The sequence below is a fragment of the Pseudoalteromonas sp. P1-11 genome, assembly GCF_001399995.1.
Classification (GTDB): Bacteria; Pseudomonadota; Gammaproteobacteria; order Enterobacterales; family Alteromonadaceae; genus Pseudoalteromonas; species Pseudoalteromonas atlantica.
This window is the reverse complement of sequence record NZ_LJSP01000015.1, coordinates 67,801-86,388: the sequence shown is the minus strand read 5'-3', so window position 1 is coordinate 86,388 and position 18,588 is coordinate 67,801. Positions and strand designations below refer to the sequence as shown.

The following is an 18,588-nucleotide window of genomic DNA, read 5'->3' as shown; positions in this document are numbered from 1 at the left end:
ATTGGAACTGATCAAACTTTATTGTTATGCATACTTAAAAGTGTAACATCTCCTTTAATGGTTAATATCTGCGGTTGTAAGGGTGAACTGAACTAAAGCATAGTTCTTATAGAGGTAGTACTTTCTGTGCTGATTGGAATCTAACAGAGGCGATGTTGCCAAACTCATTTCTGCCCCNCCTTTTCGAGTTAGCAAATTGCATATTTTGCAAATTGGTTTTGCCCCAAAACGAGTTGAAGCGTACACTCTGTAGGTAGCTTTTCAGCGATAAACAGTGTTGGAAATTTTTAAAGGCTTTTCAAACCTTCCCTTTATTAAACTGCCTTGTTACATTATAAGTAATTCGTTTAGTAACAATGTTATGCATACAAGGAATATGATGCAGTATCAATTACCAATTCGAAAAATCAATAGGTCAGATCTAAGTGTAGTTAGACCGTCCATGCTAGAAGATAAAAATTATGATACGTATTTTTCAGCATTTGTTGAAGATGTAAAAGACTTAGATTGCGTTACTAAAGTAACACATAACGGCTGTGACCTAATTATTACCATTGAAAAAGAGTCCAGCTCTGAGCAGTTGTTTGAAGCTGTTAAAGTATTATTAAATAGTGCGTACATTGATAAATTGATAGCTAATTCTGGTTTTACCAAGCTGGCATAGGGAGCTAATAATGAAAAAAATGTTGATAGCTATATCATCGTTGGCTAATTTGAGTACATATGCTGCAACAGTGCCCTCTAATCCAGAAAGCTTTGAGTTAGTTTGTGATAAAATAGACGTGATTGGTAGTTCATTTGATAATTCACGTATATCTAGTTCTTATATTAAATGGGATAAAACAAAGAAGTCTTTATCTATAAAAAGTGAAGAACTAAACGAATTTCATGATGAGCTAAACGGCAATCACAATGATATTTTTATTCGGCAGGAGAACATGGAATCTTACCCTCGAATTTACATCACTTTTAAATCTAATCCATATTTTGAAAAATGGAAGAATGAATACAACACAAGATTTGTTACTACACAAATTGATATGTCACCTAAATCTAAGCGTGCTCTATTTAAGTTAACGTCATTTTGGCAAACAGGTGGAGTCATATCAAAAGTCACTACAAAACAAGCTTGGTGTGAAATAAGGTAGTTATTGCCCAAAATCATAATCAGCAATACATTCGCTATCCTCATAGTGACTTTTAAATAGGAGGTCACTATGAAACCAGAACTAAATCACAATGCTAGTGGTGTGAAACGCCCTTTTAAGCTTGAAGAGATTTGGCGTATTCGCACTCGCATCGAAATTCAAAACAACTTGATGCAATTAGCGTTACTCAATTTGGCTATAGATAGTAAATTAAGGTCATGTGATTTACTGTCATTAAAAGTTCGAGATGTCGCTACCCAAGATCAAGTTTTTGAGAGGGTTCAATGGACACAAAAGAAAACAGGAATCGAAGTTCAATTTGAGATAACTCCGAGAACACAACAAAGTATTAGCCGTTGGGTTCAAGAAGTTAAATTGCAATCTAGTGACTATTTGTTTCGGAGTTTACGTCGCTCTAATCAGCCAATAAGCTATTCATATTACAGGTCTATCATCAGGAGTTGGGCTGAGCAGTTAGGGCTTGATTCTGACCTATATGGAACTCACTCAATGCGAAGAACCAAAGCAACTTTGGTTTATGCTCGAACCAAAAATATAAGGGCCGTTCAGTTACTGCTTGGCCATACAAAAATTGATAACACCATCAGATATCTCGGAATTGAAATTGAAGATGCAATTAAGATATCCAGAGAAACGGATTGTTAATTTAATATAGGCAGCAACCCCAAGCTGCCTTTGCCCCATTGTGAGTTAATGTAAACGCTCTAATGAAGGCTTTGGGCGATGCGGATGGTCGCTCAGGTTCGTTTATGTATAATATGAGTAAGTATTCTTAATACAGAAGCAGCTGTTCTGGCTACCGTTTATTAATATCTGTGTGGTGTGTCCACATCAACGAGGTTAATATTATAGTTAAGAAACTAGTCAATGCAGGATGTAGCTGATGAAATTATCAAAAGATGTACGTGAAACATTTACAAAGCTGCTAACTGAACTGGCGCGTACATTTAAAGTCTGGAAAGATGATCCTACTGTTTTTCTCCAAAATGAGACAAAGGGCAGTTTAATTTTCCCGTGTATTAATGCACCTTACGACTTAATGAAAGAAATAAGTGAAAAAAGAGATGGTAACAAGCCTTGCATTTATCAGTTGCACCACACACTTTACTCCCAATCTTTAGTTAAAGAATTAGCTGAGTTTCTTCATAAGATGGGAAACTTAAACTGTTTGCGATATGAACTAAAACCTATCATAGAAGCGATAGCATACGAATATGTTAATTCTGATTTGGATGGTTTTGCTCGAACTGCTATATATGACGAAAAATCATTCAATGTTCAGTTTGAAACATTAGTAAAAATTGTAAAACGTCGATTATCTGATTTTAAAAAGGAGTTTGACCATTTCGTTTACCAGTTCCCTGTAACCATATTTAACTTAAGTGATGAGATACAAGTAAGCAAAAGTATACGTATAAAAGCTATATACGAGAACGATCTTACAGAAAAGCAGCTTGAGCTATACAAAGACACAAGATCATTTGACTATAACTATTATCTTGAAATAGCGGTACCAATAAAATGCAGTGAAAAGCTTTCACTTCAATTAGCTGAAAAAACTCGTGATGCTACATTTAATTTATTAAAACTTTTAGCGACTCGATTATCCCCCATAGCAATCCCATTAGTAGCATCAAATGAGAGAAGTAGTCATAGATTTGACTTTCACAAATCCGGAAAAGGCAAAGCAAACATGAGTATTTCAACTAATCACAGATTTGCTTCATTCCAGTTTGATTCTAAACAATTCTGGAAAGCTTTTATTAAGGGCAGAGCTTCCGAAAACAACCTTATAGACACCTCTTTTATGATCCCTGAATTGCTCTTGAGGCCAAACTTTTCGAACCAAAGGGTCGTCGAACGTATGGAACTAGCCTTAATATGGTATGGAGACGCTTCTACAGAACCTAATTACTATCAGCAAATACAAAAGCTTGTCAGTTCAATGGAAAGCATTGTCAATTATAGAGATGATAATCTTACAGAGACATTTAAAAGAAGAGTTACTCATTTACACATCACTCACAATGGTCTTAATAAATCAGTTCAAGATAGAGCAGGAAAACTATACAAAGCACGTTCGAACATCGTTCATGGCTCTTCAATTGACGAGAAATTGGATTATTGTGTTATAGATTTTTGTTCAGAAACATTGATAAGAGCTATTTATTATATATCTCAATTTGGCTTCGAAAAAACGGGCTTTAACAAAAAGCTACCTACATTTCTGGATGAGTTGCCTCTCTGTGCAAAATTACAGTGTGATTAAAATGAGAATTAGGTTTACAGATTAGTTAAACCTCTTACTTCGTAATATAAAACACAGCGTTTGCTTCAAGTCCTGAGTCGAATGACAACACGATAAGTCTGGTTGTTTCAAAGTAAATTCATCATTTTTGTCTGATTGTAACGCTTCGCGCCTTATGCCGACCCACATCAACAGGTAGAATGATTAAGCTGAAGCCGCCACCCAACACAATTTTAGATTCACGCCGTGAAGGTCCGCTTCACACAACCACTCGTTGACTCTAACTCATTTTTGTCCAAAAACGAGTTTACCCGACCATCCGGTTATCGCGCAAAGCTGGCTTTAGCAAAGCGCCAGAAGCGAACATTGGTAACGCTGCAATTACGTGCTTACCGCGCACACCTCCTTACTAAGCTTAATCTCCATAGGTTGATAAACCAAGCCTGCCGATTCACCAATTTCGCCACGGCACTCAAACCCATACTTTTCGTAGGCGCTTATTGAAGATAGTGACGCGCTGACGGTAACAGTTTCTACCTTCGCGTATTTTAAAGCGGATGCAAGCAGCTTTCTCCCAATACCACTCTTTTGGCTTTCAGGACGAATAAACAGCATCGCAACATGCCGACCTTCCTTTAACTCAATGACACCGAAGATATTTTCGTCGCTCTCAGCAACCAACATTAAGTTATCGCCTTTCATTCTGCTAAGAAAAGCATTGCTAGCAGCAATACTCGAAAAAGTAGTCTTCCCTTCCTCTGACAACGTGTCTGCAATAGAGTGCAGAAACGAAGTAATACAAATTCCACTTATAGCTTCAACATCCTTCTCATTCATTTTTCTGATAATTACAGAAGCCCTCCTAAAAACTTAATTGCCCACTTACGGGCACGAATATGAAGCGAAAGTAGTCTACATATTTATATCTCAATGATCGCCAGAATAGAGTCAATGGTTTGTTATGCGCTGCCTTTGGCCTTGATAATAGCTGCCTGATGCTTTGGTTTAAGAGGTAACTTTTTAAAAGGGCTAATATTTGTACCTCCAGTATTCCCCGCAGGGACTAAACCTATAGCTGTTTTGGTCACCGCTCCAACAATGCGGAAAATTTGACCAGCACACTCTCTTGCATCTCCCTGTCGAATAGCCCAAGAAAACATAAGAAAATGCACTTTGACATGCCACCAAGTAGATTCCTGGCCTAACACATGCGCATTTTCCAAATGGTGAAAAGAATCAGAAGGGTTGCCCAGTACTTCCATTTTTTTTGCCATAGCGATTTCTGACAGAACGCTTTTAGCTATGTTTTTAGAGAATTTACTAATCATAATTTCATCCTTTCCTTGGCGTATAGCAATTTTATAATGCGGGAATTTCTTTACGTCCCTCGCTCATTTTCTATCTGATGTAATGTTTAAAAAAATCATCTAAGATATTGCAATTATTAAGTTTTCTACGATTTAAAACAGACCTAATTAAATTATATGCACGTGTGGCTTATTTCCCCGTATATCTGAGTAATAAATATCCCCCCCTACAAGAAAGTATAATATTTATCTATTCAATACCTGCTTATCGCTCGTTGCCGAAGTCCGCCTATCTCCCAAAAGCGAACGGTAAGTAACCTTATTCACTTGTTATATGTTTATGCACCAAGCAAGTTTAAGTGTTTTATTTTTTTATAACGTAATGCCATTGAAATACAATGAGATAATTCTATGATAGGTACATCTTGATTACATTTAAAAATAATTGCTCGGTTACCTTCATATGTAAAAGTATCACCGTATACCTCTTTAAAAGTTTCAATCAAAGAGGTTTTACAATTGAAATAAATACAGTATTGATCTGGATGTTTTGATTTCCAATCAAACCTAAGAGTACTCCCTATTTTTGAAATATAACTAGGCTCACCCCATTTAAGAGTTTCTGTAAGATCAATAATCTCATCTTGATTAGCTACACTATAAATAAGATCACGTATATTACTGAGTAAAACAGCAATATTTTCTGGGTAGCTTTCAAATTTTTGTTTTACGCTCAAGTCCATTAAAAACTCATACTTTGAAAAACATATAACAACTTTATCAGAGGGCACTTTCCCTATTTTAGTGCGAAGACGCCCTTATTTTGTGAACCTACATTAATAGCAAATAGTGTAAGTGATTGCCAGCTATAAATATTATGCTTTCTGTAACTCATTTAAATATATAAAAAAGAGGAATGTTTCTCCTTATGCTTACCAAACGAATGAAGACTCACCTCACTGACCGGTTATCGCTCTAAGCCGCCTCCCATACAAATAGTAGATATGGAAATGCGTTCCACATTGTGGAAACAAGTTATCAATACATAATTCTGGTTAAATACACCAGAATTATGTATTCACTGTCGAATACCTCCTTAAATACACCATAAATATGTAACCTTTGGCGATTAACTTTACATAATTATGGTAATTACACTAAAAACACCATTATTTTATACTCTATATTCGAGTAAGACTTAGTTTAAAGGCTTAATAAACAAATTGAGATAACACAATTATGGTTTTTTATAATGTTAGATAACATAATACTGGTATAGAAACACCATTATCTTGTTATTTTTATAACCCCCTAATAGCAAGCCATTGAAATATAGTGTTTTTTCAATAATAATAAATTTATCGATTACATAAAACTGGTAAAAAATACCAGTTTTATGTAAAACAACCGTTTCAAATACACAAAACTGGTGTTGTTGACCAGTATTGTGTATTTTAAGCTTATTGATTACAGATACCTGGTGTGAAAATGGAAAAAAAACTAAACCCAAACCCAATTTCTCGTTCAAATTTACCTAAACATATAAAACAAGGGCACAAACTTGTATTCAGCCGCAAAGACCTGTCGCAAAGAGAGGCGGATTTGTTTGCACTGATGATGGCCCAGATGAAAGATTCAGATTGGGAAAAAAGCACACCACAGTACACATATACAGCAAGCCAGCTATCAGAATGGCTGAATATCAGCTCTAAGCATGTTGGCAGTATTTTATCTCCTGCTGCTGAACGACTTGCAAGCTACAAAATAGGTATAAAAGTAGAAGGAACCTCTGGCGAAATTGAATTTGATTACAAACCTCTTTTTAAAAATATTAAGTATAAAAGAGGCCTATTAACAATGGTGCCTAACGACATGCTTGAAAGTGAATATATTGAATATAAACAGGGGTTTGCATTAATAACAACAAAAACATATTTAGATATCAAACAAGAATACGCAAAAAGATTGTACGAAATTTTAAGCAGATTTAAAAAAGACGGTTATGAAATGCATTACATTGCAATTGACGAGCTGAAAGGACTTTTTGGTTTACTCGATGAAAGTGGGCGGCTGAAAAAAAATAAAAGCTCTTTTAAAAACAACGGCGTATTCATGAAACGCTGCGTTAGAGATAGCATCGAAATCTTACGTGGGCACCCTATTGCTCGTAAGGAATTTTTATTTCTAGAAAGCGAAAGTAACGACGTTGGTTATAAATTAAAAACACAAGGTAAGAAAATTTCTGAAATAAAATTTTTGATTAGATGGCTAAATAAAGGCACTACTGAAGAATTGAACACTCATGATGCACTAAATACAGTGAAAGAACTAATTTCTAAGCAATTAATTCAAAAAGAAAAGTTATCTCCTGCAGAACTAACACAGCTAATGTTTGCTTATCGTTACCTTGGCCAAGATGAAGAGGCGGATAAAGTTGAAAAAGCCCTAAATAGAAGCATGGCTCTAAATAAAAATACAGTAAATGAAAAAGAGAAACAGCTAAGGGATGAAGTTAATTCTTTAATAGAGTTAACCAAGGATATCGACTACTAAACACACCATAAATATGTAGTCACAATACCAGTTATATGATCAGCAATACCATTTTTGTGATCACTAATACCATCAATATGATCATCTATACCATTAAAGTGATCACAAACACCATTAAACTGATCTAAAACAAGTTAAAAATCTTTATTTTTCAATTAGATAAAGAGTCTATATATTAATAGTCCCTATATACTTTAATAGAAGTAATATAATTTATAGTGTCTGTGCATAAGTGCATAACATTGAAATACATAACAATTAAACAAGAAACTAATAATTCCATTTAGTGTTTACAAACTCATTAATATGCAGCATTATATGTTAACTTTATAAAATGCTGCATATTTCAAGGTAAGCTGATGGATGACAGAATACTAAAAATAGCCACTAGGGCGAAACTAACCCTGGAGGCATTGTCAGAGAAAATTACTAATTCTCAGATAGAATTTAATGCTGAAAGGTATGAACCTACATACTCAAAGTCTGCAGTCGCAAGTTTACCAGAACTAGCTAAGGCAAAAGTTGATAAAGCTGTAGCTGAGATGGAGCAGGAGGGATATCAGTTCCAAAAAAAGCAGGCTGGTTTAAATAATGTTTATAGCATGGGACATAAAGATATTACCGCTATTTATGAACACAGAGGTGTGCCTAAATACCGTGATAAATTTAAAGAAGCCCATACAATTTTCCTTACAAACCTTAAAGGTGGCGTTGCGAAAACGGTTTCCAGCGTGACCCTCGCTCACGGCTTAAGGTGCACCCCTGCCCTACTTCACCATGATTTGAGAATCCTAGTGCTAGACCTGGACCCACAGGCCAGTGCAACAATGTTTATGAAACACGACCTTTCTATTGGCGTTGTAGATGAAACTGTTGCCCAGGCAATGCTACAGAATGTAAGCCGTGAAGAATTATTGGAAGAGTTTGTTAAACCAACGAACGTATCTGGCGTAGATATTATACCAGCCTCTATTGAGGATGCATTTATAGCCTCTCAATTTGAAAAGTTAGCAAATGAGCATCTGCCTGGACAAAATATATATGATGTTCTTCAAGAGAATATAATTAGCAAGCTAAAGCACGATTATGATTTTATCTTTATTGATTCAGGGCCTCATTTAGATGCATTCCTATTAAACTCTTTTGTTGCAGCCGATACATTTTTAATACCAGTCCCCCCTGCTCAGGTTGATTTTCACTCGACATTGAAATTTATGCAAAGACTCCCTGAGCTTTTCGACATGACCGAAACTGCAGGCAGCGAAATTAAACTTAGTTCAATATTCGGATATATGGCTAAGATTGCGAGGAAGTCAGATCACGCTGATGCTCAAAGTTTGCTTCGTGAGGTTTGCGGTGCAGATATGCTAGATACGTCTTTGCCGTTATCAACAGCATTTGAACGTTGTGGTGAGAGTTTTGGGACTGTTTTTTCAACTAATCCAAAATTTTATCCTGGTGATAGAGATGCGTTGAAAAAAGCGCGTTTAAAGGCCGAGGAATTCACACGTTCAGTATTTGACACAATTACGTTTAATAGAAAAAACAAAGGCTAGACCACTATGAACACAAAAAAAAGAGCCGTGATCGGGCGTAAGGTTACAACTACTAATCTAGATGATCTTATTACAAAAAATAGTGGAAATAATATAGTTGAACGTTCACCTATTTCTGAACGAGACATTGAATGGGAACGCGTTGAAATTGAAAGCCAAGATGTTTTAAATAAATGTAAAAAGTCGATTTATAATAAGCGATCCTTTAAAGATTTGTCTTTAGCATCTGTGCTCGATATTTTTCATTCGATAAAATCTACAGGTGGTAATACTGAAGCCGTTAGAGCTGAACTTGTTGATGGAAAGTATGAAATCCTAGGTGGTCTACGTCGTGCTTATACTGTTTCTCTTTTACCAGATACAAAATTAACCCTAGTTGTTGCCAAAAATTTAACGGAAGAAGAACGGGCTCATTTCGCCTTAGTAATGGATGAATACTCAGAACCTAGCTATATGGATAAAGCACGCTCCATTAGCGAATTAAAGGATAAACTGGAAAAAAGAAATGGTATAGAACTGACAGGAACAAAACTTTGCGAAATTTTAGGGATGAAAAAAAGCAACGTGTATTACGCGTTAAGCTTTTCAAATATACCTAACGATATTATTAAATTGTTCCCTGCCCTAAAGTTTATATCTACTCCATTTCTACGCGAATTAGTTAAACATAATAAAGATAATTACCTAGATAATTTAGCTATACATTTTAAAGCGATTAAAACATCACCGCTTACTGGTAAAGAATCTAAAGAAGAATTATCAGAAATAAACGAGTTTTTAGAAAAGGAATCTAAAAAGTTACAGCGCGATATTTTAAATAGAATTAAAAGTGACAAAGCGCAAGGTGAGACGGCTTATAACGGTAAATTTAAAGAGCTTATTAAAAGTAACGTAAGTGGTGTAAAATTTACGACGACAAAGAATGGTGTAAATATTTCAATAGACGAGTCCAAAGTGAGTCCCGATATATTAGAAATGCTTTTAACGAGTTTTAACTCTTAGTTTTACCAACATAACCCTTATTTAAAATGCCTTTTCCACAATGTGGAAAAGGAAATTTTATTACAAACAAACTGCTTATTATCTATAACTTTTTTAAACGCATAGCTATCACAACCTTCCCACTCATAATTTTCTTTAGTTCAAATACTCCTAGCTTATAATTGTAGAGTCATATATTTAATTTACACTAGTTTTCAGACCAGATAGAACTTCCCAGAATATGCTTGATGCCAATAAATTTAAGCTGTTAACAAATTACCGAGTGTAGGTACCAAGTTACAGAAGTCGCTGAATGATTTAATATTTGCATTAAAACTTTATATTGCCGGCGAAGCCAATTATCAGATAAACCTAAAATTTTTACATCATCCGATGAAAAACTGTATATCACGACGATGTGACGCCTTTTTTAGCTGCGTCATAGTGGTTCTTATGCCTGATTAAAAAGCCTTTAAACAATGAGTGCTTAGAGATAAACGCTTGTTGAAACTCATTAAAGAATTTTATGTAACCAGTGGCGGCACTTATGGTAACCCTTGGATATATGCAGACTTGCGTTAAGTCGGTAAGCAATGCACCGTAAATCGTGTTTCTAAGATTATGCAACGACATAAGCTTAAAGCGCAAATTGGGTATAAGCTTCGCCATATTAAAGGCGATATTACCTAAGCACCTACGACATTTTTTATATGTGGTAACAGAGATGAATTACTCTCAGGCGGATTCTAAGTTAGTCGCTGGATAAAAATATGGATAACCATTTTTATAAATCTACTCTTAATGACTGTATAAAACATTAATTTAAAGCTGAGGTATTGGTAGGTGATCATGGTAGTTAATGTGGTAATCCTAGTTAGCTTGCATTAACGAAGGTGTATAAAATTGTGTTATCGGTTAGCCGAGTTGGGAATTGGTATTATAATGCAGCTTCTGAAAGTTTTTACTAAGCTTAAAAAGTGAATAGTTAGAAGTAAGATATACTCGATACGAGAAGATGCGAAAGCTGAGATATTTAATTTTAGATAAATTTTTTAAAATCAAAAAATGCTATTCACACATGTAGTGTATCACCTGTTAAGTTCAAAGAAGCGTACTATTTTGAGTTAAAAACTAACTAGTGAAAGCAGGGAAGTCCAAATTGGTAAAGTTGACAAGGTCAGACACCAAAAAATATTTTCTTTTACTATGATTTTCCTACTCATAGTTGTTTATAGTCATTCACATTTAATAATAGTATTTAAAAAGCGGTTTAGGGTATGTGTTTATTGGCTATGGATAATAAACGAAATCATTTGATGACCAACCCCTTTATATCGATCACTGTAAGTGCTCCACAACTCTTTAACGACACCTAGAGTAAACACACCCATCGAGGTCGATTTTCTTTCGGAGAATCTTAAATACGTATCAATATTTTGAAACAGTACATAACTTAAATTAGTTCATGTTTATCTTTATCTTTGCACATTAAATAGCATGTATAAAAATCGACAAGATGAACTATTCGCAGCTATGTAAACTATAGGAAGTCTAAGTCGAGTAAACATATTTATTAATATATGTATAAGACTTAAAATTTGATAGCGTTACTTTCCACAATGTGGAAATTGTTTAACCGAGCTTTTCTAATACTTCATTGCTGAGTTTTTAAAGTTGCCTAAATAAATAATAGTCCTTAGATGATTGAAAGAATTTGTTTATTTAGCTAACTATTCATCAATGCTTAAGCGCCTCTATTTCGGCCTAGGAGCTTCCCTTAGATATTGTATTACCTAGCCTTACATAAGTGTCTTTAATACGTTCTAAGCGTTCAGGGGTACTTATATTAGTATCTTATTATAAGAGAGATACTTCTCTTCTTAACAATGTGCAACTTGATGGTTTTATATATTGTATATGTACTATAGATGACTAATATGAATACGTTTTTAGAAATATAAATTAAGTAATTTATCTGAATCAGATAGTAAATTGCATTATATGAAAAACTTTTATTAGTGTGGGCTAATTTAAGTTAGTAGGTTAGGGTGTTATCGAGATATTTTTCATTTTGTAAGTATATACTTATTGCTAAGGTATTTACAGAATGCTTTCTCTAGATAAAGTTTGTCATCATATATACTTGTTAGCTCTCTCATTATTAATAGATCTGTTTGAAAATAGCGCTTGATTATAATTTTCTAACTGTTAAGGATAATAATAAGGTTAATATGGTTAAATTATAGGTATAAGGTTAAAGCGTAAGTTATTCCTATAAGTTATTGAATATAAATTAGTTTGTTTAAATTTGCAGATCAACAAACCTCTATGTATGGATCATGTTTACACTATGTTATAGATCATATTTCCTCTATGTGCTCTTTAAAATCATATAGTTATACATAGGTTATAAACATACTTACCCCAAGAATGTGTGTTTTAGATCCGATTTCCATCATGTTTGTATACGATGTTATCCCCATAAGCAAACTTCCTTTGACCTAAAAACATGGTGTAGATCTGATCTCCATTATGCTGAGATCATTATTTAACTAGGTAAAATAACGCTTATCCACAAGAATTTTTAATTTACCCGTTATCAATGTTTTTTATTGAGTTTTTTCCATGACCACATAAATTTATTTCGAAGGTAGGCTTTCATCGACTATTTGTAGCTACTCTATTACCGTAGATATTCAATACAGCATTATGGTGTGAAGCTATTTTGCCTAAATAAATTAGCCTCAGATCACTTTACCTCTATGCAATTTGTTAGCAGCCAAATTATCACAGATCAACTTTCCTCTATGCTTAAATTACAGTCTATTTAGCTAAAATCATCGATTTATATTTAAACGGTTAAGTTAGATGATAAATTTGAGGGGTTACAAAATCAGCTCAGATCACTTTTCCTCTATGTTGGGTGTTTGATGATAATTAATCCAGATCGCTTTTCCTCTATGTTTGAGGCTCACATAGAAGTAGTCGTAGGGCATTATGGATATTATTTTATTAGCTTAAGTTTCCTAATATTATTTTTTAAAAGAGTTACAGATCAATATTCCTCTATCTTTAAAAACTGATCGCGAAAGAGGGAAGGCTAAGCCAGTTAATTTTGAACACTCGGTATAGCGGTGTGCTTGATTAAAAATAGGTTCAGATTTCCTCTATGTTCTTTAATTACATATGAAGTAGATGCCTTAAATTAAATACATCATTGTTTATTATGTAAAAACCAGCAACAGATGAAGCTTCAAGTTTCTATTATGCGGTATAGATCAGTGTTCCTCTATGTTAGTGCTATAGATGCTTACTGAAATTAACAAGTAGACCTCTGAAACTATAGTAATAAGGAGCAGCTTAAGAATATAAAAATCTATATTGATAACTCATAAACTCATTTTGTTAAATTGTATTTAGATTTTTATTACACTCAGATCAATTTTCCTCTATGTTTCATAGTTGCCGTAATCTATGGGTTATGAGAACCTAGGGGATAAATATAATAATAAGCAGGGTTTTGCTTAATGGCCACAAAGTACATTTCGTTGAGTAATCTTCCTGATACTATTAAAAACGAAATTAAGACAATTCAAAATGCAAATCAAGTCGAGCAATTGTCACTTTTCATTGATAATCAAAGTACGTTGTCGGGCTTTGAAAACTCTATTTCAAACACTTTTAATGCGTATGACTTGTGGTCTCGTTTTATACGTAATCAGCGTAAACTGGTAAAAATTAGTGAAGCGCCTAACCGGGTTGTCGTATCTCGAAGTATTTCTGATAAGTTAGAAGGGGTTACGTATGAAGGCAAACTGGAAATAGCCCCTGCGCTGATTGTGGGAAAAGACGAAGATTATTTTGCTTGGCCCTCAGATAGAGAAGAAAAAGTAGAGAGAGCGCTTATTCGTTTAGCTAGCCAAGGTAAAATAGCAAAAATTTCCGGAAAAATGGGCGACAGATATGCGGTATATTTTTCTATTAAAGAAATAGCTAACGAGCTGAAGTCTGTTAATCAAACCCTATCATTTGCAGAAATAAAGCAGGCCCTTCAAATACTCAAGGGTAGTGAACTCAACTTTAAATACCAAGTGACCAATCAAGCGGGAGAGCAGCATTATAGTGAGTCTAAAATGAATTATTTAAGCTCTATTCATTTTAGTGGTCAGCAGGGAAAATCAACGGTTAAATGTCTTGCTGTATTAAATGAGTTTATGTCGCAGCAAATAGAGTCCATTGGTTACAGAGGATATTATTTTAATCGTGCTCAATCGTTTAAAAGAACTTTATCTAGGTGGCTAACTTTGAGGCTTTATCATATGTTTCGCTATGCAAGTGTAGGCAAAACGCATCACTTTTTACTAAAAAAAACCATGATCAAGTTTGGCTCCATCGATAGTGAAGATATAAAAAAATCACGACTTACAGCTATTCGCCGAGATATGGCTAATACGATGAAGGATTTGATTGATTCCGATATTATAGATAGTTATGAAATAAGTAATATAAAGAATGATGAAGGTGATATCGTTGACTATAAGTATGAGCTGCATCCTTCTGATTCATTTTGTGCTGAAATCTTATCCCTGAATAAGCACAATAAAAAAATAACGGAAAAAGCCAAAGTACTAGATGAGCAAGAGCTCCAAGCAAATTTTATTGAGTCTTAATAAATAAGCTTCTTTAGGTTAGTTAATTACCTAATACCGCTTTTTTCTAAGGTTAAGTAAAATCTCTGTAGCTTTAAAAATACTATTTTAGTTGAGATATTTTTACTGCTTTAGAATAGGTTGATTTCAAACAATTACAGCTGTGAAAGTTGATAAGCTCATTAAGTCTTATAATATTGTTGGGCACATCGCGCTTTTTTCTGCATTGTCATATAGTAATAGGATTAAACTAATAAGAAGAGTTTCTTTTTTGGTTATAGCCATAAAAATAAGCTGCTAAGGTTTTATCGTGTGCCTACCATACAAGCTGTAAGTTGAGTTGCTCGCAAATTTTAGTGAACATGGAAATATTTTATCCAGTTTTCGATATTCAAGAATCTTTCTCAGATGTGAAATAACTCATTTATTAATAGTTCATAACGTTAATTTTGAATTAACAGCGGCTAGTGCAATAAAAGAAAATGTGGAAGTGATATTAAGATTTCCACAATGTGGAATGGCTATTAAAAAGCATTATGGCATAGCACTTAGTAAAGATTTGATCTGCAAGTTTTACTAAAAACAATACTGTAAATTATGAATATCAAAGCGCTTTTAGATTTATTTCTTTCCAGCAATATCACCGCATTGGTCTATTTAGATGGCTTTTCATATGGTGATGGAAATTTTCTTCATTTAATCCCTATTTCTTCTTTTTTATACAGAGCTGGTTACCTCTAATACCAAGTAAAAAAATAATATTGAGTATAATTAGCAACCAGTCACTATAAGCTCTGGATCAGAATTTTACTAAGAGTATTTATATTAAATATTAAAGGAGATTATAAGGTCTTTATACCTTTTATATGTGTTGATAGTTTTGAACTCATTCTTTATATTTCTATTCGTATAAACTTACATAGCAACTCAGGTTATCTTAAGTACATATTGAGGCGTGTAGGCAAGGGTGCGTCTATCGTATTTCAGTTATTCCACCATGTGGAAAAGCATCAAACCGTTTACGCTTTAGCCTGATACTTAGTGAAATATTGATCTAAAGCCTTTTAGTACAAAGCAACATACATCAAAAAATCTAAAAGCGTCGCTTCCATTGGAGGCTTTTAACGGCTTACTTCTAGATTTATTACAAATATTCTAATTAGGATCTTATATATTTTAAGTTTGTAATTTAGCTTCGTCATAGTCGAATCATTTAAAGCTGTCCTCTCTGTTTATTAAATTTTTTAAATTAATCTTATGACTTTCTCATTGTATGTTTCCAGATTTGACGGTGAGGTTCAATTATTTGATTACAATTGTAAAGTGCAACGACAATCGTGTTGATTATCTAGTTCAAAGAATGTCATATTAAAATTTTAAGAGCGCTGCATATTTATTAAATTAAAATTTAAATACTTTTGTTAAAAATTCATGTTGGATGTTAAAAAACAAATTACAAATGCAAACATATGATGTATGTTGTCTTTAATAAATCTAAAAAACAGAATGTATACTTTTAATAAATAACCTTTCTAGACGAGAGATAACATGAGACAACATCTATTAGGCTTTACACTAGCCCCATTATTTTTACTTACATCAGCGTGTTCACAACAAGAAAGTCCCATAGAGTTAAAAGACACAGAAACTCTTAGTTCATCTATTGCTTCACTGAATAGCTACGAGAAAACAGCTCGACTAAAAATTAACAAACTTAAGAAGTTGATGGCAAAAGCTGAACATAAGCAAATTGATGTGACGCGTGAAGAAAGCGTAGTGTGGTTTGCAGAACAGTTTTTAAAGTTTGCTAACTGGGATGAAAACAATTACGACGCTGTTGTTAAGTTATTTAGCTATGAACGTTACTACGCAGACACAAAAGAGCAGTTAGCAAAAGAGCTTCCTGATTTTGAACGTAAAAAAGTAATTCAAATTTTAGATAAAGGTATAAACGATTTATCTAAAGAGCTTGCAGGCGAAATTAAACGCCGCCCTGTAAATAAAGTTGATTGGCAAAATACTAAAGCAAAAGACAATATGTTTGTAAGCAATGGTAAGCCAATATTTTTATATGACTATTTTTCAAAAACGGTAGGGCAGCCGCTTACAAATAAAGATATTTATAACGACCATTTAGGTGCGCTTTATCATGGTGGTGAAGATTTATACCCTGTCGATCATGATCGCGCCATTAATTCATTTTTAGTTCGAGAGGATGGCACTTTTGACGAGGAGTTAATGAAAGAGCTAACGCGTATCCCTGATACTAACATTGGTTTTTTAGTTTATTGGCTAATGGGTATTCCACAGTGGGTTGAAGAACGAGAGCCAGAGGTTAGAAAAGGGCGGTCGTTATTTACAGGTTTTGATATTGATAACCCTTTAGCCCGTGAAGTATGGGGTAAGATAATTCGTAAAACGGGTGAACTCACCAAAGGTAAAAAAGTAACTGAGGTGGGTTTCGTACTTGCTAACGAACCACATTGGTACGCAGAAAAAGGTCATTGGACTCAAAATTTCCAAGAAATGACAAGTATTTCTTCATACACATTAGACAAATTTAGAAATTGGTTGAGTACTAAATATCAGGACGATATAAATAAGCTTAATGAAAATTGGGATACTAATTTTAAAAACTTTAAAAGCGTTGCAATAGAAATCCCAATCGATCCGGCATTAAAAGGTTTACCGATTTGGTACGACTGGACGCGTTATAATATGGATAGAAGTACGGATTGGTTTACGTATGTTCAAAACGAACTGCATTCTGTAAATGAAGATGCCGATACTCATATTAAAATTATGCCTCGTATGTTCATGGAAGATTCTCGTTCTGGAGGTATAGATACCGAAGCTCTAGCTGAATTGACAACTATGGTTGGGCACGATGCAAAATCATTCGGTAGCGAAAACATTCGCCCTGGTAAATCGTCCAAGTGGATTGAAAAATACGCTTATAATTGGGGCATAGTCACTATGTTTCATGATTTTATGGAATCAGTTGCGCCTAATAAGATTAATGTGAATTCAGAATCTCATTTTTTATCATCGGGTCAGTGGCGAGATTTAGACACACGTACAAGTTATGTTCGTAGTGTTTATTGGCTTGCAACTTTACTTGGTATGGATGCCAATATGGGCTGGTTTTGGGCACGTGATCCAGATGGTTCACCAGAGGATCGTTTAGAAGGCGACCTAGACTTTTTTGACCCAGGTCTTGGCGGTGCATTTGCGGGTTCTAACAATATGCAGCCGCATGTAACTAACGAAGTTACCCAAGTAATGTTTGATCTTAATAGTTTTTCTGAAGAAATTGTTAAGCTTAGAGAGCAGCGTCGTCCACTTCGTTTGTTTTACTCTGAAACAACAGCAATTAACACAAACGACTATATGACCAAGGGCTACGAGCTTTATGAAAATTTATTTTTTGAAGGTTTTCCACTTGGCTTTGCCACAAAGAATGTAATTGAAAAGCAAGACAATAACAACTGGGATGCAATACTGGTTTATCGCAATAATTTTGTTACAAATGAAGAGTTTAAATCGCTTCAAGGGTATTTAAATAAAGGCGGTACCGTTATTTTAGACTCAGCGCAAAGCCTGTCTTTAGATGAGTACGGGCACCCGCGTAAGGCTAAGTTAGTTGCCAGTAAAGGTAAGCTTATTGTTATGCCAAAAGACGCAGACGTTGAAGCCATTAAACAAACTGCACTTGCAGAGGTTTCGGGTAGTACGCCTGATGTTGTTGTAAAAGTAGATAATGGTGAGTCATTTAAAACCACAACATGGCGCACTGTTAAGCAAGACAATGGTAGTTACTTGGTTAATATTTTAAATTTAGGCCACACAACAGCAACCGTTGATCTGTCGCTTAAAAATGGTAAACCTATTCATGTTAATAACTTAATGACGAGTAATAAAATGAACAATAGCTTTGACATTCCTTCTGAGGGGGTCTTACTCGTTGAAGTTACAGCTCAATAAATAGTTTTTTAGCGAGTACATGCCTATGTGCTCGCTTTTCAATTAACACGATACATTAAGTTGTGAATACTTAAACTAATAGCAATATCGTTGAGCTTAATCCCGTACAGTTCAGGGGTTAATGCACTGCCTATGCCTCAT

At 34.4% G+C, this 18,588-nt stretch carries 12 protein-coding genes; 9 read left to right on the top strand and 3 right to left on the bottom strand.

Features of this window, described 5'->3' with window-relative positions; genetic code table 11:
* Positions 1–442 precede the first annotated feature (442 nt).
* The 4 genes from AN390_RS17795 (at position 443) to AN390_RS17780 (ending at position 3,438) form a co-directional block, all read left to right on the top strand.
* Entirely contained in the window at positions 443–664 is a 222-nt protein-coding gene (locus AN390_RS17795; protein ID WP_055255586.1) for a hypothetical protein, read from the top strand.
* A gap of 10 nt (positions 665–674) precedes the next feature.
* A complete protein-coding gene (locus AN390_RS17790) occupies positions 675–1,148 on the top strand; it encodes a hypothetical protein (protein WP_055255585.1) in 474 nt (157 codons plus the stop codon).
* Positions 1,149–1,217: 69 nt separating this feature from the next.
* Positions 1,218–1,814, top strand: coding sequence for a tyrosine-type recombinase/integrase (locus AN390_RS17785; RefSeq protein WP_055255584.1), 597 nt, complete (start codon positions 1,218–1,220; stop codon positions 1,812–1,814).
* Positions 1,815–2,052: 238 nt separating this feature from the next.
* On the top strand, positions 2,053–3,438 hold the full coding sequence (locus tag AN390_RS17780) for a HEPN domain-containing protein (protein WP_055255583.1): 1,386 nt from the start codon (positions 2,053–2,055) through the stop codon (positions 3,436–3,438).
* 360 nt (positions 3,439–3,798) lie between these two features.
* On the opposite strand, the gene AN390_RS17775 is transcribed toward AN390_RS17780, so the two are convergent.
* The 3 genes from AN390_RS17775 to AN390_RS17765 all read right to left on the bottom strand — a co-directional run bounded on the left by AN390_RS17775 (position 3,799) and on the right by AN390_RS17765 (position 5,467).
* Positions 3,799–4,254 carry a GNAT family N-acetyltransferase gene (locus tag AN390_RS17775; protein ID WP_055255582.1) on the bottom strand — a complete coding sequence of 152 codons (456 nt, stop codon included), beginning with the start codon at positions 4,252–4,254 and terminating at the stop codon, positions 3,799–3,801.
* Positions 4,255–4,376: 122 nt separating this feature from the next.
* Positions 4,377–4,745: a DUF3703 domain-containing protein gene (locus tag AN390_RS17770; RefSeq protein ID WP_055255581.1), complete on the bottom strand. Its 369-nt coding sequence runs from the start codon at positions 4,743–4,745 to the stop codon at positions 4,377–4,379.
* A 317-nt stretch (positions 4,746–5,062) separates the two neighbouring features.
* Positions 5,063–5,467: a DUF1801 domain-containing protein gene (locus tag AN390_RS17765; protein WP_055255589.1), complete on the bottom strand. Its 405-nt coding sequence runs from the start codon at positions 5,465–5,467 to the stop codon at positions 5,063–5,065.
* 745 nt (positions 5,468–6,212) lie between these two features.
* On the opposite strand from AN390_RS17765, the gene AN390_RS17760 reads away from it, so the two are divergent.
* From AN390_RS17760 to AN390_RS17735, 5 genes are all read left to right on the top strand, one after another.
* Positions 6,213–7,277, top strand: a complete 1,065-nt coding sequence (locus AN390_RS17760; protein ID WP_055255580.1) for a replication initiation protein — start codon at positions 6,213–6,215, stop codon at positions 7,275–7,277.
* A 359-nt stretch (positions 7,278–7,636) separates the two neighbouring features.
* Complete coding sequence (locus tag AN390_RS17755; RefSeq protein ID WP_055255579.1) at positions 7,637–8,833, top strand: AAA family ATPase; 1,197 nt, start codon at positions 7,637–7,639, stop codon at positions 8,831–8,833.
* 6 nt (positions 8,834–8,839) lie between these two features.
* Complete coding sequence (locus AN390_RS17750; protein ID WP_055255578.1) at positions 8,840–9,835, top strand: hypothetical protein; 996 nt, start codon at positions 8,840–8,842, stop codon at positions 9,833–9,835.
* A gap of 3,506 nt (positions 9,836–13,341) precedes the next feature.
* The gene (locus tag AN390_RS17740) at positions 13,342–14,484 is read left to right on the top strand and encodes a hypothetical protein (protein WP_055255576.1); all 1,143 of its coding nucleotides are present in this window, start codon (positions 13,342–13,344) and stop codon (positions 14,482–14,484) included.
* A gap of 1,527 nt (positions 14,485–16,011) precedes the next feature.
* Positions 16,012–18,447 (top strand): hypothetical protein, encoded by a 2,436-nt coding sequence (locus AN390_RS17735; RefSeq protein ID WP_055255575.1) that lies wholly within the window; start codon positions 16,012–16,014, stop codon positions 18,445–18,447.
* Positions 18,448–18,588: the final 141 nt, after the last annotated feature.

Bases quoted from the DNA above. Each gene is read 5' to 3' on its own strand.
- AN390_RS17770 (WP_055255581.1), bottom strand. From the start codon at position 4,745: ATGATTAGTAAATTCTCTAAAAACATAGCTAAAAGCGTTCTGTCAGAA.
- AN390_RS17735 (WP_055255575.1), top strand. From the start codon at position 16,012: ATGAGACAACATCTATTAGGCTTTACACTAGCCCCATTATTTTTACTT.
- AN390_RS17760 (WP_055255580.1), top strand. From the start codon at position 6,213: ATGGAAAAAAAACTAAACCCAAACCCAATTTCTCGTTCAAATTTACCT.
- AN390_RS17775 (WP_055255582.1), bottom strand. From the start codon at position 4,254: ATGAATGAGAAGGATGTTGAAGCTATAAGTGGAATTTGTATTACTTCG.
- AN390_RS17755 (WP_055255579.1), top strand. From the start codon at position 7,637: ATGGATGACAGAATACTAAAAATAGCCACTAGGGCGAAACTAACCCTG.
- AN390_RS17765 (WP_055255589.1), bottom strand. From the start codon at position 5,467: ATGGACTTGAGCGTAAAACAAAAATTTGAAAGCTACCCAGAAAATATT.
- AN390_RS17780 (WP_055255583.1), top strand. From the start codon at position 2,053: ATGAAATTATCAAAAGATGTACGTGAAACATTTACAAAGCTGCTAACT.
- AN390_RS17790 (WP_055255585.1), top strand. From the start codon at position 675: ATGAAAAAAATGTTGATAGCTATATCATCGTTGGCTAATTTGAGTACA.
- AN390_RS17795 (WP_055255586.1), top strand. From the start codon at position 443: ATGCTAGAAGATAAAAATTATGATACGTATTTTTCAGCATTTGTTGAA.
- AN390_RS17740 (WP_055255576.1), top strand. From the start codon at position 13,342: ATGGCCACAAAGTACATTTCGTTGAGTAATCTTCCTGATACTATTAAA.
- AN390_RS17750 (WP_055255578.1), top strand. From the start codon at position 8,840: ATGAACACAAAAAAAAGAGCCGTGATCGGGCGTAAGGTTACAACTACT.
- AN390_RS17785 (WP_055255584.1), top strand. From the start codon at position 1,218: ATGAAACCAGAACTAAATCACAATGCTAGTGGTGTGAAACGCCCTTTT.